Source organism: Paraburkholderia dipogonis, from assembly GCF_042680985.1.
Lineage (GTDB): Bacteria > Pseudomonadota > Gammaproteobacteria > Burkholderiales > Burkholderiaceae > Paraburkholderia > Paraburkholderia phytofirmans.
Genome location: NZ_JBHUFR010000004.1, coordinates 32,829 through 57,033 on the forward strand (window position 1 = coordinate 32,829; position 24,205 = coordinate 57,033).

Annotated in this window: 19 protein-coding genes and 1 pseudogene; 15 read left to right on the forward strand and 5 right to left on the reverse strand. The window is 59.4% G+C overall.

The features are described 5' to 3' along the window. The 7 genes from ACFSNN_RS03635 to ACFSNN_RS03665 all read left to right on the forward strand — a co-directional run. Positions 1-1,283 (forward strand): NAD-dependent succinate-semialdehyde dehydrogenase (locus tag ACFSNN_RS03635; RefSeq protein ID WP_377779163.1); only part of this gene is annotated, 1,283 nt, incomplete at its 5' end. A gap of 2 nt (positions 1,284-1,285) precedes the next feature. Further along, a complete protein-coding gene (locus ACFSNN_RS03640; RefSeq protein ID WP_208949651.1) occupies positions 1,286-2,284 on the forward strand; it encodes a M14 family metallopeptidase in 999 nt (332 codons plus the stop codon). After that, the gene (locus ACFSNN_RS03645) at positions 2,274-3,059 is read left to right on the forward strand and encodes a cupin domain-containing protein (RefSeq protein WP_134466092.1); all 786 of its coding nucleotides are present in this window, start codon (positions 2,274-2,276) and stop codon (positions 3,057-3,059) included. The genes ACFSNN_RS03640 and ACFSNN_RS03645 overlap by 11 nt, the downstream gene beginning before the upstream one ends. Positions 3,060-3,180: 121 nt before the next feature. Then, entirely contained in the window at positions 3,181-4,974 is a 1,794-nt protein-coding gene (locus ACFSNN_RS03650) for a methyl-accepting chemotaxis protein (protein ID WP_134466091.1), read from the forward strand. Positions 4,975-5,071: 97 nt separating this feature from the next. Next, the gene (locus tag ACFSNN_RS03655; protein WP_134466090.1) at positions 5,072-5,755 is read left to right on the forward strand and encodes a sensor histidine kinase; all 684 of its coding nucleotides are present in this window, start codon (positions 5,072-5,074) and stop codon (positions 5,753-5,755) included. 800 nt (positions 5,756-6,555) lie between these two features. After that, positions 6,556-7,290, forward strand: a complete 735-nt coding sequence (locus ACFSNN_RS03660; RefSeq protein ID WP_134466089.1) for a cupin domain-containing protein — start codon at positions 6,556-6,558, stop codon at positions 7,288-7,290. Between the two features lie 2 nt (positions 7,291-7,292). Then, a complete protein-coding gene (locus ACFSNN_RS03665; RefSeq protein WP_134466088.1) occupies positions 7,293-8,618 on the forward strand; it encodes an NAD(P)/FAD-dependent oxidoreductase in 1,326 nt (441 codons plus the stop codon). Positions 8,619-8,977: 359 nt separating this feature from the next. Here the strand turns inward: ACFSNN_RS03665 and ACFSNN_RS03670 are convergent, their stop codons facing one another. Beyond that, entirely contained in the window at positions 8,978-9,211 is a 234-nt protein-coding gene (locus ACFSNN_RS03670) for a hypothetical protein (RefSeq protein ID WP_134466087.1), read from the reverse strand. Positions 9,212-9,237: 26 nt separating this feature from the next. Between ACFSNN_RS03670 and ACFSNN_RS03675 the strand changes: the two genes are divergently transcribed. Then, positions 9,238-9,690, forward strand: a complete 453-nt coding sequence (locus ACFSNN_RS03675) for an amino acid synthesis family protein (RefSeq protein WP_134466086.1) — start codon at positions 9,238-9,240, stop codon at positions 9,688-9,690. Positions 9,691-9,716: 26 nt separating this feature from the next. Next, positions 9,717-10,592: an alpha/beta fold hydrolase gene (locus ACFSNN_RS03680; RefSeq protein WP_166799451.1), complete on the forward strand. Its 876-nt coding sequence runs from the start codon at positions 9,717-9,719 to the stop codon at positions 10,590-10,592. A 925-nt stretch (positions 10,593-11,517) separates the two neighbouring features. On the opposite strand, the gene ACFSNN_RS03685 is transcribed toward ACFSNN_RS03680, so the two are convergent. Further along, a complete protein-coding gene (locus tag ACFSNN_RS03685; protein ID WP_134466084.1) occupies positions 11,518-12,438 on the reverse strand; it encodes a LysR substrate-binding domain-containing protein in 921 nt (306 codons plus the stop codon). A gap of 198 nt (positions 12,439-12,636) precedes the next feature. On the opposite strand from ACFSNN_RS03685, the gene ACFSNN_RS03690 reads away from it, so the two are divergent. From ACFSNN_RS03690 to ACFSNN_RS03715, 6 genes and pseudogenes are all read left to right on the forward strand, one after another. Beyond that, on the forward strand, positions 12,637-13,041 hold the full coding sequence (locus ACFSNN_RS03690; protein WP_134466083.1) for a RidA family protein: 405 nt from the start codon (positions 12,637-12,639) through the stop codon (positions 13,039-13,041). A 242-nt stretch (positions 13,042-13,283) separates the two neighbouring features. Then, on the forward strand, positions 13,284-14,186 hold the full coding sequence (locus ACFSNN_RS03695; RefSeq protein ID WP_134466082.1) for a GNAT family N-acetyltransferase: 903 nt from the start codon (positions 13,284-13,286) through the stop codon (positions 14,184-14,186). Positions 14,187-14,598: 412 nt separating this feature from the next. After that, positions 14,599-15,877: pseudogene (locus ACFSNN_RS03700) on the forward strand (NAD(P)/FAD-dependent oxidoreductase). Next, positions 15,874-17,331: an aldehyde dehydrogenase family protein gene (locus ACFSNN_RS03705; RefSeq protein ID WP_134466081.1), complete on the forward strand. Its 1,458-nt coding sequence runs from the start codon at positions 15,874-15,876 to the stop codon at positions 17,329-17,331. Before ACFSNN_RS03700 ends, ACFSNN_RS03705 begins: the two are co-directional and overlap by 4 nt. Before the next feature lie 68 nt (positions 17,332-17,399). Continuing rightward, complete coding sequence (locus ACFSNN_RS03710) at positions 17,400-18,584, forward strand: M20 aminoacylase family protein (protein WP_377688922.1); 1,185 nt, start codon at positions 17,400-17,402, stop codon at positions 18,582-18,584. A gap of 133 nt (positions 18,585-18,717) precedes the next feature. Next, a complete protein-coding gene (locus tag ACFSNN_RS03715) occupies positions 18,718-19,386 on the forward strand; it encodes a haloacid dehalogenase type II (RefSeq protein ID WP_134466080.1) in 669 nt (222 codons plus the stop codon). Positions 19,387-20,243: 857 nt separating this feature from the next. On the opposite strand, the gene ACFSNN_RS03720 is transcribed toward ACFSNN_RS03715, so the two are convergent. The 3 genes from ACFSNN_RS03720 to thrC all read right to left on the reverse strand — a co-directional run bounded on the left by ACFSNN_RS03720 (position 20,244) and on the right by thrC (position 24,204). Beyond that, positions 20,244-21,716, reverse strand: a complete 1,473-nt coding sequence (locus ACFSNN_RS03720; protein WP_134466079.1) for an NAD-dependent succinate-semialdehyde dehydrogenase — start codon at positions 21,714-21,716, stop codon at positions 20,244-20,246. Between the two features lie 78 nt (positions 21,717-21,794). Next, positions 21,795-22,772 carry a homoserine kinase gene (locus ACFSNN_RS03725; protein ID WP_134466078.1) on the reverse strand — a complete coding sequence of 326 codons (978 nt, stop codon included), beginning with the start codon at positions 22,770-22,772 and terminating at the stop codon, positions 21,795-21,797. 19 nt (positions 22,773-22,791) lie between these two features. Continuing rightward, entirely contained in the window at positions 22,792-24,204 is a 1,413-nt protein-coding gene (gene thrC, locus ACFSNN_RS03730; RefSeq protein WP_134466077.1) for a threonine synthase, read from the reverse strand. Position 24,205: the final 1 nt, after the last annotated feature.

The window sequence follows — 24,205 nt, forward strand, 5'->3', positions numbered from 1 at the left end:
CGGCATGGCGTGCGATGCTACCCAAGGAACGCGCTGCCATACTGCACCGCTGGCATGCCCTCATCGTCGAGCAGCAAGAGTCGCTTGCCGCGCTAATCTCTTTCGAACAAGGCAAGCCGCTCGCCGAAGGCCGTGGTGAGGTTGCCTACGGCGCTTCGTACGTCGCATGGTTCGCCGACGAAGCCACGCGGATCTACGGCGACCTCATTCCGCAGCAGCAGCGCGGCAAGCGCATGAGCGTAATCAAGGAACCGATCGGTGTCGTTGCGGCAATCACGCCGTGGAACTTCCCGCTGGCGATGATCGCGCGCAAGATTGCGCCGGCACTCGCCGCCGGCTGCACCGTGATTGCCAAACCTGCTGAAGATACGCCGCTCACCGCCATTGCGCTGGCGATGCTCGCGCATCAGGCGGGCGTGCCTGACGGCGTGCTCAATCTGATTTCGGCGTCGCGCGAGTCGACCGTCGAGGCGGTGGGAGAATGGCTCGCCGATGGGCGCGTACGCAAGATCACTTTCACCGGCTCCACCCCGGTCGGTAAGTACCTCGCACGCGAATCGGCGGGATCGCTGAAGAAGGCCTCGCTGGAGTTGGGCGGCAATGCGCCGTTTATCGTATTCGAGGATGCGGATCTCGACGCCGCGGTGACGGGCCTGCTGGCCGCCAAATTTCGCAATGGCGGGCAGACCTGCGTCAGCCCAAACCGGGTCTACGTGCAGAGCAGTGTGTATGCGCGCTTTTCCACCCTGCTTAGCGCAAAGGTGGCTGAACTGCGCGTTGGCCCGGCTAGCGATCCGGCTTCGCAGATCGGCCCGATGATCAATCTACGCGCAGTCGAGAAAATCGCGCGTCACGTCGATGATGCCGTCGCAAACGGTGCGATCGTTTTGACGGGCGGCAAGCACCTCGCGGACCTCGGACAGCACTACTACGCACCGACGGTGCTCGCCAACGTGACATCCAGCATGCTACTTTTTGATGAGGAAACATTCGGCCCCGTGGTGCCGCTCTTTCCGTTTGATACGGAACAGGAGGCGGTGCAAGCGGCAAACGACACGCCGTTCGGCCTCGCATCGTATTTCTATAGCCTCGACGTGCGTCGCATCGATCGAGTCTCGCGGGCGCTTGAGGCGGGGATCGTCGGTATCAACGAGGGCGCGCTAGCGTCCGAAGCCGCGCCGTTTGGCGGAGTAAAGGAATCGGGCTATGGCCGCGAAGGCTCGAAGTATGGCCTCGACGACTATCTGTCGATCAAATATCTGTGTCAGGGCGGCCTGGAATAAAGATGGAAATCTACCCGATCGAAGTCGACTTTCCCGACATCGCCGCGCATGCGCATGGCAATACTGGCATCCCTTATGTCTATACGTTTGATTCCGGCGTAGCCGGCCCCCACGTGATGATTAACGCGCTGACGCACGGCAACGAGGTGTGCGGCGCGGTCGTCGTCGACGAACTGTTGCGCGCGCGGCTGCGTCCGCGTCGCGGCAGGCTCACCCTGTCGTTTGCAAACGTGGCCGCCTATGCGCGTTTGGATCCAGCGGTGCCGGACAAGGCGCGTTTTGTCGATCAGGACTTTAATCGCGTATGGACCACCGTCAAGCTTGACGATCTCGCGATCCGCTCGTCGGAGCTCGATCGCGCCCGGGAGATGCGGCCGGTAGTCGATACCGTGGATCTGCTGCTCGATCTCCACTCGATGCACGAGAAAAGTGCGCCACTGATCGTGGCCGGCCCATTGAGAAAAGGCATCGAGCTCGCGACGCGTCTAGGCGCCCCCGGCACCGTGATATGCGACGAAGGCCATCCTGAGGGACGCCGGATGCGCGATTACGAAGGCTTCGGCGATGAAGCCAGCCCGAGGACCGCGCTCCTCGTCGAGTGCGGTCAGCACTGGGAGAAAAACGCAGTTGCGGTGGCTCGAGACTGCACCGCGCGTTTCCTCCTGCTGGCAGGCGTTGGCGACGAAAGCAATATTCCGACTGGATGGCTCTCGCCGCTTCCCGACGAAATTCGCATCGTGCGTGTGACGGAACCGGTCGTTGCGCGAAGCATGGACTTTCGTTTTGCAGGGCCGTACACCGGTCTTGAGGTGTTCGAGAAGGCCGGCACGGTGGTTGGCTGGTCAGATGGAGAAGCCATCACTACGCCCTATGACGACTGCGTGCTCGTAATGCCCTCTCTGCGGCAGTTGCGTCCCGGTGTGACCGTGGTGCGGCTCGGCCGGATCTTACAGCGCATTGATCATCTGGTGCACAAACAGGACAAACAACATGAAAATTGAGCAAGCCCTACCCAAAGCGGATATGTCCGAAATGCAGCGACCGGCGGCGTTAGCCAACCGCCCTCGATCCTTCATCGACTTGAAAGCATTCGCGTCGGACGCGAGTCAAGGGGCCGCGTCCCCGGCCTCGCCGGACGATGATCGCTTCCAGTCCAGCCGCCGTTTCCTAAACTTGACGCCGGGGCCCGTGTCCGCTGGCGTCATCACGCTTGGGGAAGATAGAGGCGTCGTATCGTATCAGGCAGCTGACGAGTTTGTCATCGTCTCTGAAGGATCGATATCATTTACGCAAGCTGCGCGCGCGTTGACGCTGAACGCTGGAGACAGCGCCGTGATCCCCCAGGGGGCTAAATTTTCGTGGTCGACGCAAGCGCCAGCATCGGTCATCTTCATGCGCTATCAAGGTGGCCAGGGTACCGACGGCACCATCGTGCCGATCGACAGCGCCCCGCAACTCGAGCCTTCGGGCGCGCCTCTCGCGGAACTGCTGCTCACGCCGACTCCGCACTGCCGGAATCAGACGGACCATCGGTCGCTTGATGGGAAGTTCACCTGCGGCACGTGGGATTCGACGCCTTATCACCGGGTCGCAATGTCTTACGGTCATTACGAACTGATGCATTTGCTCGAAGGTAGCGTGACGTTCGTGGACGAAACAGGACGCGGCGCGACCTTTTCGCGCGGCGACATCTTCCTCGTCGAACAGGGAGCGCGGTGTAGCTGGGAAAGTCGCGAGCATGTCACAAAGGTATATGCCATTTATCGTATGGCATAAGGCCGTCGATCGTCCGCCAATCACGCCCGCAGATAAATAGCGTCTGTGGGTGTATTTACGTACCCGGCATCGGCGCATCCACGCCGATGCAAGTTCAGTCATAAAATCCATAGACCATACGATGCTATCGTCCATTCGCTCCCGCGTTGTCCTTGCATGCGTAGCGCTAGTAGTTTTCTCCGCCGCCTGCAGCACTGCGAGCGATTATTGGATCGCGAAGGCGAGCATGGATACCGCGATTGACCGCGACCTAACATCATCCGCCAACGATCATTCTGCCGCAATCGGTGACTGGATCGCCGAAAAAACGCGAATGATTTCATCGTTGCAAGGTGTTGTGTCGGCGGGTGACCCCGGACCCATGCTCAAGCAGATTGCCGTCGCCGGAGGGTTCTTTGACGTCGGCGTCGGCTATCCGGACAAAACTGCAAAGTTTACCGACTGGCCAAACATTCCTTCCAGCTACGATCCTACTAGTCGCCCTTGGTATAAAAGCGCTGCGCAAGCGGGCAAGCCGATTGCCTTACCCTACGTTAGTACGAGCGGGGCGTTGCTGGTGGCTTTGGCTGTTCCGGTAGTGCGTGACGGCGTGCTGAAAGCCGTGCTAGTGGGGGATGTTGCATTAGATAGCGTAGTGGAGAACGTGAAGTCTATTCGTCCGACGCCGGGGAGTTTCGGCATGCTGATTGACCATGCCGGTAGGGTCATTGCACATCCGGATGCGCAACTGAGATTCAAGCCGGTCACTGACGTCGCAGCCGAATTTGCGGGCGGTACGACCACCTTGCGTGGCGTGGGGAATGCGCCGACGAAAATCCTGGTTGGAGGAAAAACGAAGCTGGTACGCGCTCAGCAAGTGCCAAATACTGATTGGGACGTCGTCGTTGCTCTTGATGAGTCTGAGGCAACAACTGCGACGCGTTCTCTGTTACTCGGTTCGCTGGTGTCGCTCGTAATTGTGGCGGGCATCGCATCCTTTATAGGGGGGGCCATCACCACGACCGCGTTCCGGCGCCTTGGAAAAATATGCGAGGCAATGAGAGCGATCGCCTCGGGCACGGGTGACTTGACGAAGCGTTTGCACGACGAGGGAAGGGATGAAGTGGCAAACATCGCGCGTTCGTTCAACCAGTTCGCCACTAAACTTCAGACGGTAATGTCTGATATCCACCGCGCTAGCGAATCAGTGCGGACGGCAGCAAATGAAATCGCTGCGGCTAGTCAGGATCTATCGGCGCGCACCGAGTCGGCAGCGGCCAGTGTGCAACAGACGGCCGCATCGATGGTGCAGATTGCGGAGACGGTAGATCGGTCGGCCGCAGCGGCGCTACTGGCCGACGAGCGATCTGGTATGGCGGCGCAAATGGCTTCGCGCGGCGGTGAGATCGTGTCGGACGCCGTCGGCACAATGGGAAATATCGAGGAGGCGTCAGGTCGGATCGGCGCGATCATCGGCGTGATTGACGGCATCGCGTTCCAGACCAACATCCTCGCGTTAAATGCTGCTGTCGAGGCCGCCCGTGCGGGCGAGCAAGGTCGAGGCTTTGCGGTCGTCGCGCACGAGGTCCGTAGCTTGGCGCAGCGCAGTGCTCAAGCCGCTCGTGAAGTGAAGGAACTCGTGGAAACGACGGTCGCGCGCGTTACTGCGGGATCGAGTCAAGTGAATCAAGCGGGCGAAACGATGAGTGAAATCATTGCCAATACTGCCGGCGTTCAGTTGATCATCTCGGACATTGCGCGCGCAACGACAGAGCAGACCAGAGGGATTCAGGAGGTTAATCATGCTGTCACGCAACTAGATGGAATGGTGCAACAGAACGCAGCGCTCGTCGAAGAGACAGCGGCAGCAGCAACGTCGTTGCAGGCACAAGCAAGCGCCTTGGCACGCAGCATCGGACAATTCAAGGCTGAATAGAACTGTCATTGGCGCGTTTACTTGGCGAAAGCCACGACGGCGCTTTCTTAGACGAGGCCTGTCGCGCCTCGACGGCATCCAGGAGTAGGTGTTGACGATGAGCATACACATCAAACGACGAGTTCTAGCGCTGTCTGAACTTGATGATATGTCCGCTTATCTGGAAGCCGCTCGAGAAGGTGAGCGAAAGCGCATCGCGATGGAAATGCACGATGAACTGGGACAGTTGCTCACGGCTCTCCGAATTGAGGTGTTGCTTTTGCGGCAGAATGTTTTGGAAGATTTGATTGCGCTACAAAAAGCGGATGAGATGAAAAGGCTCGTCGACTCCATCATGGGGGTCGTACGTGGTGTGGTTAATCAAATACGACCAGCTGCGCTTGACTTTGGGATCGTACCTGCGCTTGAATGGCTTGCGGACGACTTCCGTCGTCGAACAAGGATTCCATGTTGTCTTATTGCTGCAGGCCCGGAACCTTCTCTGTCTGAAATGCATGCAGTTGGAATTTTCCGTATCGTTCAGGAATCCCTGACGAATATTTTGCGCCATGCGTCTGCGTCGCAAGTTGAAATCCGGCTAACCAAATCAGGTTCTAAGATAGAACTGGTCGTGAGCGACGACGGGAAAGGGCTCGATATGCCAGTGCGTCGCCTTGGGTCGTATGGGCTGTTGGGAATGGCTGAACGGGCGAGGATGATGGACGCGCATCTAAAAATTGACAGCAGACCGGGAAACGGATCTGTTATCAAATTGCATGTTCAGGAGGACGATCGTAGATAAGATAGTTACAGCGATCGCACCGGCCCGGCATCGACTTCCATGCCCCTGCATCCGTTTGCGTGCACGGCAATGAGAGCGGTATCGGAGCTTTCGCCATTGCAATCGGCGACCACGCTGCTTCGGTAGGGTTGGTGATGTCCTTCTCCGAACACGAAGCGGCTGAAGTCGAGATCCGGCTTATGGCGCGGGGGGTAGCGCGACGGTTAAGCGCGCCGTGGCGTCGACCTCCCCCAATCCCGCGGACCGGTGATACGAACGTCAAAGTTTTGGGACCCCAAGCGATGCTCAGCAGTATCGGGGTTCTTCTGTGCATCACGCAACCGCGATTTTTCCTGGCAGAGGCGGGAGACTGCGCCCCTTGTGCCAGGCTGACGGTCCACTTCTAGCCGAGGTGGCTTCGCACGGGAGCGGTATGGACCGGCGAGTGCTGATGGCGACGTAGTTGCGCACGGCAAAAGGCATTGGTTGGAAAGGGACGGTAGTCCGCGCAGTTTCGCGCTGTTTCGTCGTTTTGGGCGAGGTTTTAGTATTGTCAGCCTACCCGCAGGCCCGAGATTTTGGGGATTAACCTGCGCTTAACACTTGCTTTTTGGACGGTTAACCATTTGGACAGGCTAGCGTCGCATAATTCCAGACACCAGCAATTGCCCGCGCAATTCATTTGACTTCGCAATCCGTGCCCTTTCTCGAGCAGTTGAACCCTCCTTAGGGTGGCCAATTTCGAAGCCCCGAGAACCCACAATTCCTAATACTGCCCACAGGGTTTTCAATAAACCGTTGGGCAACCCACAGGAGCAAAAATGACCGTAGCTTTCGTATTGCACCGTGCCGAAGGCGCGCCTTTTTCAACTTCCTTCCGCAGGGCGGCATTCGGAAAGGACGACCCTTTTGCGCGAAATCGCGAAATCGCGTGGGAAGGACCGGACTCGATGATCGCGGGTCGTATCAGCTTCATTGGCGAGCTTGACGTACCGAGCTTTCCCCATATTGAAACCATCGTTGTCGTGGAAGGAGAACTCATTCTGGAAACGGTCGGAGCGGCCCCGTTGGTGCTCGGTCCGCGAGCGGGTGCTGTCATCGGCGGCGGCACGGCCCTTCGCGTCCGCGCCGAATCCCGCACGCGTTTCGTGTTTTGCGCGGCCGCTTGCGAGAAGCCGACGAAGCCCGGCATTGTCCCCTTACGGGCCGATGCCGACTTCAAGCCGTCCGCATCGCTACCGGCGGAGGTCCTGCTGGGCCCGGCCCCGCAGTGCCGTAGTGACAATGTCTTCACCGACGACGGCGCAGAGTACCGCGCGGGTACGTGGGATTCGACGCCCTACCATCGGGTTATTCGCCCGCATCGAGTGAATGAGTTCATGCAACTCCTGGCCGGCAACGTGCGGTTCGCGGCGCCCGACGGCAGCGTGCTGTCGCTAGGCGCTGGCGACGCCCTTTTCGTGCCCCGGGGCGCACCGATCGGGTGGGAAAGCAGCGAGCGGGTGGCGAAATTCTACGTTGTTCAAAACGTCCAGGCGTCAGGCGAGGAAGGTTAATCATGTCCCCTCCGCTGCGCCACATCCAAAATTCGTCCATGCTGCCCGTCAAGGCTGACGTGGTCGTGATCGGGGGCGGCATCATCGGCGTCTTTGCCGCCTACTATCTGGCCCGGCGCGGGGTTTCAGTCGCCCTGGTCGAGAAGGGGAGGATCGGCGCCGAGCAGTCGAGCCGCAATTGGGGCTGGTGCCGGCAGCAGAATCGCGACGCGCGCGAATTGCCGATAGCAAGCAAAAGTCTTGATCTCTGGGAGCGATTTGCTGTCGAATCTGGCGAAGATACGGGCTTTCATCGCTGCGGGTTGTTGTACCTCAGTAATGATGAGGCCGAGCTGTCCGGTTGGTCGAGTTGGGGGGACTTTGCAAAGACTGCCGGGGTGACAACGTACATGCTAGATGGCCGGCAAGCTACCCAGCGGGGGCAGGCGACTGGGCGGCCCTGGAAAGGCGGCGTCTTCTCGCCAAGCGACGGTACCGCCGATCCAGGTAAGGCCGCGCCCGCCGTGGCATCTGCGCTCATGAAGCTCGGTGGTAGCGTCCACCAGCACTGCGCGGCCCGCGGCATCGAACTGGAGGGCGGGCGGGTCAGCGGCGTCGTAACGGAAGCCGGGGTCATCAAGACCCGGACGGTCGTGCTCGCTGGTGGCGCATGGGCCTCCTCGTTCTGCCGCCAGCTCGGGATCCGTTTTCCTCAGGCCTCGATCCGCCAATCCATCCTTAGTGTGTCTCCGGTAGAACATCGGTTGCCGGACGCCCTGTTTACCGCCGGCGTGTCCGTCACGCGTCGCAACGACGGACGCTACGCGCTTGCCATCAGCGGCCGCGCGCGCGTAGACGTAACGCCACAGTTCATGCGATTCGCCCCGCATTTCGTACCGATGTTCGCCAAGCGCTGGCGCAGCCTTCTTCCAGGAGGCCTGGAAGGCATGCGTGGTGGCCACGAAACACTGAAGCGATGGCGGCTCGATGCGCCGACTCCCATGGAGCGGGTGCGCATTCTGGATCCGAAGCCCGATCTCCCGACGATCAAGGAGACTCACCGCCGCGCCGTCGAATTGCTGCCCGAACTTCGCGAGGCAAAGATCACGCACGCGTGGGCCGGCTTCGTCGACAGCACGCCGGACGGCGTTCCAGGTATTGGTGAGGTGCCTGGAACGCCGGGATTAATCTTGGCTGCGGGCTTTTCCGGACACGGTTTCGGTATCGGCCCCGGCGCGGGCCACCTGATCGCGGACCTTGCCACCGGTGCCGAACCGATCGTGGACCCCAAACCGTATCAGCCCAGCCGATTCGGCGGTTCCGCATGGGGCAAGGTCGCTGATTTCTAGGTGCGCCCCAGACGCGTTGTAGAGTCGAATTATCAAACCGGTCAGTGGGGGCCCGCGAGCCCTCTCGGGGAGTCAACCATGAACCAGACAGCAACTAACGGACGGGTTTGCTGCTCGCTTGAGCACCAGAAATAGAGCATCGGCACGCGCTAGGCGATCTACGCCGAGGTCTGTGGGCCGATCAGCGACGACCATGATCGGCATCGCGAAAACTTATGAGCAGTGTCTGAGATTGCCGATCGAGTTGCGGTGATGTAGGCGGCCCGGATACTCGCGCAGACCGATGTCGTTCATCTGTTCAGCGCTGCTGCATCCCGATTGCTACGGCCTGTTCCACAGGGCTCCGAATTTCATTCGAATCATGCCCGCAAAGCCCGCTGTTCGCGATTTGGGGCGACCTGGTCAATCCGGCATCCTACCTGCCGCGCCGCGCCTTCGGGCCGAACGTCGGCTACTGATTGTATTTCAATGATTAGGATGGCAATCGGCTTGAGTTCCTCTGCGACCTGTGTACCGACGATATGGAGGGCAAGCGCCTTCTTGACGAGTAAAACGCGCCGGGCGACCCGATCGATCTTGAACTTCTGTTCCACTAACTTCGACTAACCAGTATCCAGCGATGAAAGCATCCCCAAACTTCGAAGGTTTCCAGGTCCGCAAGAGTTACACCCACATGGAGGACACGCGGACCGATGAGAACGGCCGACATCCCGATGGCGCGCTCTTGCTCAAAGTCGTCATCGGCGCGGCGATTCTTGATCCCTTTGCCGACTGCAGCCCGAACAATCTGAGCGAAGTGGTGAACGCATCGCCGACGCTCGGTCATGCATTCATGCCCCGTATCAAGGAGATACTCGTCGACGACAAGGTAGAAAGTTGCGGTAAGGCCTGCGTCGTTGGCCTGGACGGAGAATATGAGCGCAGCAACGCTTTTCTGACGAGCTTATTTGCCGATGCGCCGAATGCGGACGAGGTGGTCATCGCGTTGGCGTTCGCCTCGGGCGGTCGCCTGCATGCACGGCTCGGTGGCACAAAGACGTCCGAGATCAAGGGCCAGGACGGCCTGTATTGATGGCTCTCGATAACGGATCACCGATCATGAGCGAGTTTCAATCGGGCAGGGGCGAATTCCGCAGCGGAGCGTTGACCTTGCGCTATATCGAATGGGGAGCGAAGGACGCAACCCCGGTGATTCTGCTTCACGGACTGCGAAGCTACGCGATGACCTGGGAGTCGACCGCGCGGTTCTTCTCCAGCGATTTGCGCCTGATCGCACTCGACCAGCGGGGGCGGGGAGACAGCGACTGGGATTTGGGACATGATTATTTCACTTCCGCCTACATCGCGGATCTGGAAGCCTTGGTGACACACCTCGGTATCAAGCGCTTCATTCTGGTGGGGCACTCGCTCGGCGGTGCCAATGCGCTCGTTTACACGGCGTGTCATCCGGAAAAAGTCCGCGCGTTGGTCATTGAAGACATCGGACCTGGTTCCTCGAGTTCGAGCGAAGGCGCAAAACGTATCGTGCAGGAGATCGAGTCGACGCCGTCGCGCTTCGACGACTGGGATGCTGCCCGACAGTTCTGGAGGGACAGGCAGCCCAATATTTCCGAGGCGGCGCTGAACTCCCGGCTCAGGTACACGTTGCAGGAGGGCGAAGACCGGGGCGTGGTCTGGAAGTACGATGCTGAAGGCGTAGGGCGTGCGCGGATCGAACTCGTGCGTCGGCCTGAGCTCGGCGTCGACCTGTGGCCGGTCGTGGATGGCCTGAGCTGCCCGACGCTCTTTATTCGCGGGGAGCAGTCGGACTTTCTGTCGAAATCGACCTTGCGGGAGATGAGCAGCCGCAATCGGAATATTACCTGGCGTGAGGTCAGTGACGCGGGGCATGACGTTCACGGTGACAATACGGCAGGTTTCCTCATTGCGCTCGGCGATTTCCTGCGGAAGCTGAGAGTCGGGCAAGCAGACTAGTATTCCGTTCCGCTGATTCGATCCTCGCGAAGCTACAAAGACTATGTACGCGAATCAGCGGAACGGAATACTAGATCGTCAGTCGCTTGATTGCCGAATCGAAGTCGACGCCGCTCACGAACCACAGATCGCGCACACCAATGCGGCTTCGAACAGCTTACGGTGCATGGCTTGCTTTCTTCTAGGTTATGTAAACCAGGAGGCACCACCCACACGAAATTCAACCGAGGCAAAATCGTGCAACAGCGACAGGAAGGGCCCACAGACATGACGTCCTGCGAGCTAAGCTACTAAAGGCGCTTAATTGGATAACGAATGGCGGTATCGCGCCGGGCGATAGATCACTTGGACCCACGTCCTAGCAACTTTCCCAGTTGTATCGCGCGTCATGTTTAACGAGGAAGACATTGCTTCACTAAACCGTCCCGCTTCATCCACGAGCCTCACACTGCCTTCCTCAATTGAGTACTTAGAACTTGTGCCGAATGCCGAGACTTACTATTTCCTGTGACCTCATTCCGGGCGCCGACGCGTACCCGTGTGATCGACGAGTCGCTTCAGTACGTCCACAACGTCAATAGTAGTGTTAATCCAATCAGGCAGTCGATTTCTCCTCACCAGAACGCTCAGATGAACAGCATCCTGCTGTGGGGCTGCTCATCTGCCCGCCTCGACTCTTCTCGATCAACTCCCGCCGTCAGCTCGGAGGTCTCTGTGCCATTGGTAACGTCGCGGACCAACGTAGACACACCCGGGATCGAGGCTCGGCGTCGTCAACTGGGCTCTTTCGCGCCTATCGTTAAAAGTTGGACCGGGATTGGCGTCGGTGCCCACATGCGTATGCGGAAGAGCCACTATAGGAGTTCCTCGCCTGGTTGAGCTTAAGGATGGATAAACTGACCGTTAAGCCGTATTCAATACCAACTCAATTCCGCCATGGAATCGGGTCGAAGGCCTGCTTCGCGGCGTCAAGAAACACACGCTGGCGGATCGTTAGGCCGTGACGCGTCGGCATCAGGGCCATCACCGGTGCGGGCTCCAGATGCCATGCGGGCAACACACGGATCAGTTTTCCCTGCGCGATTAGCCGTGCGCAATCCCATTCAGATCGTGCAGCAACTCCAAGCCCGTCAAGCGCCCAGTCTCTGACCACGGTGCCGTCGTTCGAGGACAACGCGCTGTTCAACCGGATCGTTACAGGTTTGCTCACACGTTTGCCAGCAGCATCGCATTGAGTAAAGCGAAGACGGGTCACGTCTTCGTCATTCTCTCGTAACGTCAAGTATTCGTACCGAGAGAGTTCAGACGGATGCTTAAGCTTTGAAAGACTGCGCGCGAGGGCGGGACTCGCGCAAAGGATGCGGTTATTCGGGGCAAGGAAATGTCCTATCCAGGAGGACCCTTTGACGTGACCTATGGAAACGACGGCGTCGGCGCCCGATGCTGCCGCGAGCGGACTTTCGACCAGGATGAGCGAAATCGCGAGATTGGGATGAGAGCGCCGCAGGTCCCGGACCAGCGGCGCGACATACGCGCGGCCAAACCCAAACGGCGCCACGACGCGCAAATGGCCGCTTACACCACTCGACTCTCCGGACATGCGAGACGGTATGGATTCGATCCGCTCGAGGATTTCGATCGCTTCCTGAACAAGGCGCTGGCCTTCGTCAGTAAGGGAGATACCTCTAGCCGCCCGCGTAGCAAGACGCACGGCCATACGTTCTTCGATGCGCTGAAGGCGTACTGTCACTGCGGGCGGAGTGAGATCCAATAGTCTCGCAGCCGCAGCAAGCGATTGTGACACGCCCAGCGCACGGAGCAACTGCATGTCTTCCAGTTGGAGCATTAAGACCTCTTTAATGGCTAATTCAATGGATATTAAACACGACAAAAAGATTTTTATCTATAGTTCGTCGCATGAGTTTGACAACCGCAGTCGCGCTCAATGGTGCCGAAAGGCTGCTGCGGCGTTTGAAAAATTGATAGCTCTCCGACTTCGGTGGGGCAATGATCGGCGATATTTCTACTAGCGTGAGTGGTTTTCATGGACCAGTACGAGCAGGGTGCACAATTCCTTCGAACGATGAATTCCGCTGGACTGGCGACCCCGGGTGGGCACTACAGTCACGTTTCGATCGCAAATGGGCTGATTTTTGTGTCGGGTCAACTCCCAATCGACGCGACCGGCAAAACACTCACAGACGAGCCTTTCGAAGTTCAGGCAGAGCAGGCGCTAGCAAATCTGGCTTGCGCCCTTGCTTCTGCAGGCAGCCATATCACGAAACTGGCCCAGGTCCGTGTCTATATAGTCGACGTCGGGAATTGGGCGAGTTTCAACCAGATCTACGCGCGCTGGGCGGGCAATGCGAAACCCGCGCGCGCCGTCGTGCCGGTTCCAGCGCTCCACTTCGGTTTGAAGATTGAGATTGAAGCGGTCGCACTGGCATAGGCGGTCTGGCTCGCCCTGTCGCCACTCCTCCGGCTCCGGGTGCTTAAACAACATGCAGCCCGGACGGAATCTTTAAAGAGGTGCTGCGTGAATTCGATGGCATGTGAGCATTCAATGCACAGCACTCCAAAATGCCCGGTGTGTGCCGTCAGCAGGTCATGCATCGCATGGTTTTTGCCGCGTCGGACCGCAGTCGCTGCTGCTCCCGGTGGCGGAACAAAAACGTTTGGTAGGATCGCTTAATGAAACAGGAATGCGTTGTGAAAGTACCTTCTTCGACGACGAATCTTAGATATCGAACGTTTACCCGCGCCGATATACCAGCCGCACATGCCCTTTCGATGGCGCTTGACTGGCCATACAGGCGGGAGGACTGGCAATTTTCCTCGGATTGGGCGACGGGGTTCGTGGCCGAAGAAAATGGCGTCGTCGTCGGTACGGCCCTGTGCTGGAAGTTCGGAACCGACCGCGCTTCTCTCGGCCACGTGATTGTGTCATCCGGGCATCAGGGTCGAGGAATTGGCCGCAAGTTGATGGAAACCGTCCTCGAAGAGTTGGGCCCGCGCATCACTTTCCTGCACGCCACGCCAGCCGGTCAGCCGCTCTACGAAAAGTTGGGTTTTGCGGTGTGCGGATCGTTGGAACAGTATCAAGGCAATATCAACAACGCTGTTCCGATCACGTTGCTTGACGGCGAGCGGTTGCGCTCTGGCACTCCCGCCGACTTTCATGAGATCTTTGAACTGGCATCGCGCGCTTCCGGGTTAGAGCGCAATGCGCTTTTATCCGCATTGCTGAAGCTTGGGGAAAGCGCAGTGCTCGAGCGTGATGGCGGAATCGTCGGATTCTCCGTGCGCCGCCGCTTTGGCCACGGTCACGTGATTGGACCTGTGGTTGCTCTGCGTTCGCGCGACGACGCCCGTGCGCGGGCTTTGATCGGCTATTGGCTGAGTGGACGGGAGGATGAATTCGTTCGTATCGACGTGCCTTCTGGAACGAGTTTAACGGACTGGCTGATCAGGCAGGGATTGAAGCGAGTGAATACGGTCTCGAAGATGGTTCGCAATGCCCCCGCCGGTGCGCATAGTGGCGGAAGCGATCCGGTCTGCCGGCTCTACGGGCTCATCAGTCAGGCCATGCTCTAGGTCTTGCCACCAGCGACGAAACCGCCAAAAGCAACTTTGGGATGCGCCTTCGCATCGGACCATCAAATGGCAGTTGTCTCAGGCTTAAGCGGCCGGTAACCATGGCTGACTAAAGGTTGTCGATAATCTCTGACATAGGGTGCATCATTGGACAGGACTCGGGAATGACCTTTCGCAGACACGCGTACCGTTGATTCGCATTCATACCACGCCGACGCTGCCGCGAAACGCCAAAGTCGCTGCAATAGGAACGGGCATCGTCGCATGGTTCTGACAAAAGCGGGGGCATACAGTCGCGCCCATAGACAAAGATCTGGTCGGCGCGGAGCTGTCAGGATCCGACGATTTTTGCTTTCGCTGGTGGTGTTAAGCCTGCTGGCAGAGGACAGGCCCGCCAGCTTTGGAGTTCGTAATGCATTTCGGTTCTTACTGGCTGGATACTTCCGAGCCATTCGTTTGCAGTGCGCCTGACGTTCATGGTGGGAGTTGCGACGTGGTCGTCGTCGGCGGAGGTATAACGGGCACGGCGGCTGCATTGGCACTTGGCAAGAAATGCGCGCGCGTCATCGTCTGCGAAGCAGGAACCGTGGGGCATGCGGCGTCGGGGCGCAATGGTGGCATGTGCAACAGCGGCTTCGCGCAGGATTACGCCTCACTGTCGCAGCGCATCGGCACGGAATTGGCCAACCGGCTATATCTCGCGTTCGACGCGGGTGTCGATACCGTTGAGCGGCTGGTCAGGGAAGAGTCGATCGATTGCGATTTTGTCCGCAAGGGAAAGCTCAAACTCGCGGCGAAGCCCGAGCACTACGACAAGCTTGCGCGAAGTCAGGCGTTGCTCGCCGCGAGCGTGGACCCTGATACCCGCCTCGTGACGAAGGCAAAGCTTCGTGCCGAGATCGGCTCGGACCGTTATCACGGCGGGTTGATCTTCGAGAAGAGTGCCGGGATGCACGTCGGCCGATATGTTCGTGGTCTCGCGAAGGCTGCGCAAGCGCGCGGAGCGCACATTCTGGAGCGCTCGCCGGTTCTCGGGTTACAGAGAGAATCCCGCGGTGCCTACGTGGTGCGGACGCCGCGTGGAGAGATCCGCGCGCCGCAGGTGCTGCTGGCGAGCGGCATCTCGCAGGTGGGACCGTTCGGCTGGATCCGGCGCAGGATCGTGCCGGTTGGGGCTTTTATTATCGTCACCGAGCCCTTGCCGCCCGAACTGCTCGACCGGCTGCTGCCAACCCGCCGGATGGCCACCGACACCAAAAATTTCGTCAACTTCTTTCGTGTCACTCCCGATAATCGGATGCTATTTGGCGGGCGTGCGCGCTTCGCGACGTCGAACCCCCAGCTCGGACGAAAAGAGCGGATTGATCCTGCGACAGCAGATGGCCACGGTGTTTCCCGAACTGGCGAATGTGCGCGTCGACTATTGCTGGGGCGGCATGCTCGACATGACGGCCAATCGGCTGCCGCGCGCGGGCCAGCGTGACGGTGTTTACTACTCGATGGGCTATAGTGGACACGGCACTCACATGGCCACGCTGATGGGTACACTGATGGCGGAGATCATGGACGGACGCGCCGACCTCAACCCGTGGAAAGACTCCGACTGGCCTGCTATCCCCGGCCACTTTGGCAAACCATGGTTCTTGCCCTTCGTGGGCGCATGGTACCGACTCAAGGACACGCTGCAATGAATTCACCTGTTCGTCACCTCATGCAGGCGGGAAGGCTGGATCGGTTCTTTATTGACGGTGAATGGACTATGCCCGAGGGCACCGGTCGGGTCGCCGTCGTCTGCCCGTCCACTGAAGACACTCTCTGCGAGATTCCGCTGGGGAACGCGCGCGACGTCGACCGGGCGGTAGAAGCCGCGCGCAAGGCTTTCGCAGGTTGGTCAGCAACTTCGCCACAAGAGCGCGCCACTCTCCTTGACCGCGTCCATACCTTGATGCTCGAGCGTGTCGAACTATTCGCCATGGCGCTGGCAACGGAAATGGGCGCGCCTATCAGCTATGCGCGCGCCGCACATGTGCCGCTCGCGGCCGAACATATCCGGGTCGCGCGCGATAATCTGGCCAGCTACCCGTTCCGGATTCAGCGTGGGGCGACCGCGGTCGTACGCGAGCCGATCGGCGTTTGCGCGCTTATCACGCCGTGGAACTGGCCGATCTATCAGATCACGGCGAAGGTTGGCCCGGCGCTGGCAGCAGGCTGCACTGTGGTCGTGAAGCCCAGCGAACTCTCGCCGCTAAGTGCGCTACTGTTTGCAGAAGTCATCGCGGACGCAGGTGTTCCTGCGGGCGTATTCAATCTGGTGAGCGGCACTGGTGAGGAGGTCGGCACGTCGCTCGCGTCACACCCCCAGGTCGATATGGTTTCGATCACCGGTTCGACGCGGGCGGGCGTGCTGGTCGCCCAAGCGGCTGCTCCGAGCGTTAAGCGCGTGGCACAGGAGCTTGGCGGCAAGTCGCCCAACGTTGTGTTACCTGATGCCGATCTGCCGCGTGCAGTCTCCCCAGGCGTTGCCGCCGCGTTCCGGAATATGGGCCAGTCGTGCAGCGCGCCGACGCGTCTGATCGTACCGCGCAGCGTTCTGCACCGTGTCGAAGAGCTGGCCCTCGCGGCAACCCAACGGATGATCGTTGGCGATCCGTTCGCCGAAACGACGACGCATGGTCCGCTGGCCAATCGAGCGCAGTTTGGGCGGGTCCAGAAGATGATCGAAGCCGGCATCGACGAAGGAGCCGAACTGATCGCCGGCGGGCGCGGAAGGCCAGCGGGATTCACCAGCGGTTTCTACGCGCGCCCGACCATCTTTTCCGACGTTCGCACCGATATGACGATCGCTCAGGAGGAGATCTTCGGGCCGGTTCTCGCCATTCTGCCGTACGACTCGGTCGAAGAAGCAATCGCTATCGCGAACGACACGGTGTATGGGCTGGGTGCGCATATTCAAGGCACGGACAAAGCACTGGTGCGTGCGGTCGCCGCACGGATCCGGTCGGGCCAGGTGCATCTGAACTATCCGGCATGGGATCCGCAGGCTCCGTTTGGCGGGTACAAGCAGTCTGGGAATGGGCGCGAGTATGGAATCGAAGGAATGGAAGAGTACATGGAAGTAAAGTCGATCCTTGGGTACTACGATTGAAGCAGCCGCTACGCCGGCCGCGGTGACCCTGCAGATTTAAAGCTGGTTGCTTTCTAAAGGTGCTAAGAGTGGAAACCTCCGTAATTCCCGAGACGTCGTTGACAATGCATCGCGGACACTGGGCGAAGTTGCGACGCGACCTGCACGCGCATCCCGAGTTGCGATTTGAAGAACACCGAACCGCAGACGTCGTCGCACATGAGCTTGAAGAGCTTGGCTATACGCTGTTGCGGGGGCTGGGAGGGACGGGAGTCGTCGCGAGCCTGCCCGGCGCGAACCCGGACCGGGGAATCGTGCTTCGCGCGGATCTGGATGCTTTGCCGATCCAGGAAGCCAATGATTTCGCACACGCATCAGGCACGGATGGAATCATGCACGCCTGCGGGCATGACGGCCATACAGTGATGTTGCTGGGCGCCGCGCGCATTTTGAAGGAATTGCCGCAGTTGCCCGGCACGGTTCATTTCGTGTTTCAGCCCGGTGAGGAGGGGGGGGCGGGCGCGCGCAAGATGATTGATGACGGGCTGTTCGGGCAATGCCCGACGGAGGCGGTATTCGGCATGCACAACTGGCCCGGTTTGCCTGCCGGACATTTCGGATTGCGCACCGGCGCGATCATGGCCGCGGGCTCCCGATTCAGGATCACGGTAACAGGCAAGGGCGCTCATGCGGCGCAGCCGCATCTGGGCCTCGACCCGATACCGCTGGCATGTTCGATGGTCCTTCACTGTCAGACCATTGCGGCGCGGCACAAGGATCCCGTGGACCCCGCCGTCATTTCCGTTTGCATGTTCCATGCGGGCAGTACGGACAATGTCATTCCGGACAGCGCCGAGTTGCGCGGAACGATCCGCACGCTGTCGTCCGCTTTGCAACAAAAGTTGCAGCGCGACATCCAGCTCATGTGCGAAGGGCTAGCCAGCGCCTATGGCGCGCAAGTCGAGGTCACGTTTTTCCAGTACTACCCCGCGACAATCAACACGCCGGCCGAGACAGCACTCTGCGAAACGGTCATTCGCGACACGTTCGGCAGCGAACGCCTTAACCGTGACATTCCGTCGAACATGACTTCGGAAGACTTCGGCTTCATGCTGGAGGAACGGCCCGGCGCTTATGTGCTGATCGGCAATGCCCCTATGGGAATGGCCGCACCCGCTCTGCATCACCCAAAATACGAATTCAACGATGACATCATTCCGGCCGGCGTCCGGTATTGGGTCGCTTTGGCACAACGTTACTTCGGTGCCGTGTAATCGATAGTCCCCTTGTGTCAGACGTGTAGTTACTTAAACGATATTTATTAGTACAACATAGCGTATGCCCGGGGCGCGCTCCCTTCTTTGCAGTGGCGCCCACGCGGGCTGGCAACACATGAGGACTGAGACCATGATTGACTTCGTACCTAAATACATCACATTCGACTGCTACGGCACGCTAACGAATTTCCGCATAGGCGAGCTGGCTCGCGAGCTCTACGGAAATCGCCTGCAGGGGGACGAACTGGAGCGATTCGTGGATTGCTTTACGGCTTACCGGCGCGACGAAGCACTCGGCGCCTGGAAGCCGTTTCGCGAGGTGCTGGTGAACGCTGCGCGCCGGGCGTGCAAGCGCGTGAATGTCGAGTTTAGCGAAGCGGAAGCCGAGAAGTTCTACCTCGCCGAGCCGACATGGGGGCCGCACCCGGATGTGCCGGAAGGCCTTTCGCGCCTCGCGAAGAAGTACAAGCTGGTCATTCTTACGAACGCGCCGGACGAGCACATCCAGAGTAATGTCGAGAAGTTGGGCGCGCCGTTCCATCGTGTGTTTACCGCAGAACAGGCTCGGTCGTGCAAGCCGCGCATGCGGGGCTTCGAGTACATGTTTGACGAATTGGACTGCAACCCGAAGGATGTCCTGCATGTTTCGTCGAGCCTGCGCTATGACCTGATGACGGCGCACGACATCGGCATCAAACATAAGGCGTTCGTCAATCGCGGTCACGAGCCGGGCACACCGTACTACGAATATTACGAAGTCAAGTGCATCGGCGATCTCGCCACCCTGCTCGGCCTGTGATCCGTCGGCACAACGCCGGATCACAGGTGGCTTCCATACTGGCTCGAGGCCTCGCCCAAGGCGGTCTGCTTGCCGTGAATGGCGAGAGCAATTAGCCGTAGAGTACCAGACGCTCGCTATCGTAATGGGTGGCGGAATGGTTCAACAGGCGCGACAACACAGTCTCCGGCTCGTTTCCCATCGCGTTTCAGCCGCCCGGTCGCAAATGCGGCCTTCGTCTTCTCATCATCGCAATTGAATTCATTATCGTTGTGGAAGGGACGACACCATCGATCCGGAAAGGACGCCGCTTCACCCTGTAGCAAGGCCGCCGCGCGGTGATCGGGCACGGCGCAGAATTTTCGTGGAACAGAAGTCGCGATTACTCATCTTCATTCGCGATCATGGCAACCGCAGGGCAACTGCCATCGTGCCAATCGATGGCGCACGCAGTTAACGCCAAGTGGACCGCCTGTGGCTGAACAGCTCCATACGCCGACGGCGGTGCGCTGCAATCCCAACGACTATCGCTCCGTCCGCGGGGAGTTTGTCCGCGGCACATGGATATCGGCGCCCAATCACCGCAGGGCGATGTTCATCCGCCACTACGAACTCATGTGCCTCCTCGGGGCAGCTCGCTTTCGTGGATGAGACCGATCGGAACGCCACGGTCTCATGCCGCCACGTACTCCCCGTTGAACAAAACGTCGCAGTGCAGTTGGGGAAGCCGCGGATATGTCGCCAAGGCTTACGTGACTTGTCGGCCGAATCACGCCGGAATTTGTCGTTTACCCGCACCTTGTAGCCGTTGGGGCATCAGACGGCCATGTCTGCGCCCCCTTTTGATCAGCGGCTTGCTTCATGCATCGAACAGGCATTCATTCGAGATTGCCCTGGCAGAGATATTTGATCGAGAGGTAGTCATCGAGGCCATACTTCGAGCCTTCGCGTCCGTAGCCCGATTCTTTCACACCCCCGAACGGCGCAGCTTCGCTTGAAAGTGCGCCTTCGTTGATGCCGAGCAGACCCGCTTCCAACTGACGCGCCACCCGGTCGATGCGTCGCAAATCCTGGCTATAAAAATATGCCGCGAGCCCGAATGGCGTATCGTTGGCGGCGCAGATCGCTTGCTTTTCGTCGTCGAAACGGAACAGCGGCACCACGGGGCCGAAGGTTTCTTCGCAGCTCAATTGCATGTCTGGTGTGGCGTCGGCGAGCACAGTCGGTGCGTAATAGTTCGGTCCGCATTCGGTGAGGCACTTGCCGCCGGTGAGCACCCGTGCGCCGTGCTCGATCGCGTCGGCCACATGACGCTCGATCTTCTCGACTGCGCGCGCATTGATCATCGGGCCGATTTGTGCGCCCGGATCTGTTGCGGGCGCGACCTTTAACGCGGCGACGTGTTTCGTCAGCAGATCGGCGAATTTATCGTAGACCGACGCTTGGACGTACACGCGATTCGGGGACACGCAGGTCTGGCCGCCGTTGCGAAACTTCGCCGCCATGAGCCCTGCAACAGCGGCGTTGAGATCTGCGTCGTCGAACACGATAAAAGGCGCATTGCCGCCGAGTTCGAGAGAAAGCTTTTTCAACGTCCCCGCAGATTCGCGCGCGAGATACTTGCCTACCGGTGTCGAACCGGTGAACGTGATCTTGCGCACTCGGCCGTCGTCCAGCCAGTCCTTGACCGACTCGGCCGCGTTGTCTCTCGATGCGCTGATGAGATTTAGCACGCCCGCCGGAACGCCGGCTTCATGCGCGAGGAGGACCAGCGCGAACGCGGTGAGCGGCGTGTCCTCAGCTGGCTTACCTACGACGGTGCAGCCCGCAGCAAGCGCCGGCGCGATCTTGCGTGCGATCATCGCAAGCGGGAAATTCCACGGCGTGATTGCCGCGACGATGCCGACCGGTTCCTTCACGGCGGTCATGCGCTTGCCACGTTGCTGTTGCGGGATGATGTCCCCGTAGATGTGCGTCGCTTCGTTTGCGAACCACGCGACGTATGATGCGCCGTACATAACCTCGCCACGCCCTTCCGCCAAAGGCTTTCCCTGCTCCAGCGAGATGAGACGCCCGAGCGTGTCAGCGTGTTCGACGATAAGTCTATGCCAGCGGTGCAGCACGGCGGCGCGGTCCTTCGGCAACGTGTCGCGCCAGACGGGGAAGGCGCCCGCGGCGGCATCAGTAGCGGCGCGGGCATCGGCGGGGCCGCTATCGGCCAGCTGAGCGATGACTTCGCCCGTCGCCGGATCGGTCACCGCAAAGCGTTTGCTGCTCGCCGCGGGAACCCACTTACCGTCGATGAAATTGTCGGTGCGGATCAGATCACGCAATTGGTAACGTTTCGTCATGGTAGATGTCTTCGCATTCGAAGTGATCATGGTTAGGCCAGATTAAGGCGGCATGCCGGCACGCCCGCGCGCTGGGCATTAGAAGGAAAGCGCGCGCCGGTGATGGCACAGCACGCGAAAGAAGTGCTCCGGGTCATGCGCATGGAGCAATGTGGATTCGCGGGGGAAGTGCAGGTCCACCAGCCGCGATAGCCAGAACCGCAAGGCCGCTGTTCTGAGCACGGCGGGTAAGTAGCGTCGCTCCAGCGCTGTCAACGGGCGGGTGCGGTCATACGCTTCGAGGAACGGTGTGGCCATCGCAGGCAGCAGTGCCCCCGTCTGACGATCGATGCACCAGTCGTTCAGACACACTGCCACGTCGAAAATCAATACATCGCTTGCCGCGAAGTAAAAATCGAAGAAGCCCGACAGCTTGTCCGCGCCTTTTGGGCTGTCCAGCGCAGGCGCACTGGCGAACAAGACGTTATCGCGAAACAGGTCGCCATGTATAGGGCCTCGGGGTAGCGTATGGTACAAACTGTCACTGGCTAGTGCCTGCTGGAACCGCAGTTCGTCGAGGAGAACGCCGCGTCTTTCGCCGTCGAGAAATGGCACAATCTGATCAGCGGCCCGAAGCCACCAGCCAAAGCCCCGCAAATTGACTTGCTCGAATTCGAAGTCACTGCCAGCCTCGTGCATGCGCCCCAGCATTTCGCCGACTTGCTCGCAATGGTGTGGCTCCGGTTCCAGGCAATGCCGTCCTTCCAGCTTAGTCACAACAGAAGCGGGTTTTCCGTTCAGTTCGAAAATTATCCGGCCGCCATCATCCGCCCTTGGCTTCGGTACGGGAATTCCCTTTCGGGTCAGGTGCAGCATCAGTTGCAGATAGAACGACAATTCCTCTTCACATAGCCGCTCGAAGAGGGTGAGCACAAATTCACCGGCGGGCGTCGTAACAAAATAGTTGGTGTTTTCGATTCCGTCCGAAATGCCGCGCAGCGAAGTCAGTTTTCCCAGCTTCAGCGGCGCGATGAAAGCGGCTGCTTCTTCCGCAGAGACAGGGGTAAATACAGCCATGGCAACTCTCTCGACGGTGTCAGGGGGTGCAGTGCTGGGCAATGTATGCCATCACCTTATTGGCCGACGGCGCGATTATCTCGCAGCGTCTGGGACGTTGTTCCAGGTCGGCCACTGACGCCGGTCGCGGCGCGCCCCGGCCGGTCGCCTCACGGATGATGTGCTCGAACTTTAGCGGCAGCGCTGTTTCGAGCACGATGGTCCGACTCCCCCCGCGCAGGTGTTCGCGCGCGACCTTGACACCATCGGCGGTGTGAGGGTCGATCATGATGCGATGGCGGTGCCAGGTATCAGAAATCGTCTGTAGTCGGTCCACGTGCGTGCTCTTGCCTGATACAAAGCCGTAGCTGGCTATGCGCGCGGTTTCTTCCGCTGTCAGACTGAACTGGCTATGCTGTGAAAGCTCCGTGCCAAACAGCTGCCCGACGCGCTGTGAATCCCGACCCAGCAGGTCGAAGACGAAACGTTCGAAATTCGATGCCTTGGAGATATCCATCGACGGGCTCGAGGTCACCATCGTCTCGTTGCTGTCCCGTACACGGTATCGGCCGGTCTTGAAGAACTCGTCAAGGACATCGTTCTCGTTTGTCGCCAGCACCAGCTTTTCGATCGGCAGCCCCATCATGCGGGCAATGTGGCCGGCGCAGATGTTGCCGAAATTGCCTGAGGGGACGGAAAACGAGACGCGCTCGCTGTTGTCAATCGTCGCCTGGAAATAACCCGAGAAATAATAAACGACCTGCGCCAGCAGACGCGCCCAGTTGATGGAATTGACTGTGCCGATGTTGTATTGCTGCTTGAACGCCAAGTCTGCGGAGACAGCCTTGACAATATCCTGGCAAGTGTCAAAGCTACCCTCGATAGCGAGATTGTGGATGTTTTTATCCTGCAGGCTGAACATCTGCGCTTGTTGGAACGGACTCATGCGGCCATGCGGACTCAACATGAACACCTGGACGTTCTGCTTGCCCCGTGTGGCGTATTCCGCTGCGCTGCCCGTATCGCCCGAAGTCGCGCCGAGGATATTGAGCTGTGCGCCGCGGCGGCGCAGTTCGGCTTCAAACAGGTTGCCCAGGAGCTGCATGGCCATGTCTTTGAAGGCGAAGGTGGGACCATTGGACAGGTTGAGCAAAGCGGTCTGTTCATCGAGTCTTCGCAGGGGAACGATTTGCGCCGAACCGAATACTTCCGGCGTGTAGGTGCTCGCGATGATGGCGCGCAACTCGTCAGCCGGGATGTCGTCGATATACAGCGATACAATTTCGAAGGCCAGTTCGGCATATGACAGGCCGCGCCAGAGCCGCAACGTTGCATCGTCGACCTTGGGGTAGGCGGTGGGCACGTACAGGCCACCGTCCGGCGCCAGTCCTTCCATTAAAACTTCGGAAAACCGCCGATCGACACTGCCGCCGCGGGTCGAGACATACCTCATA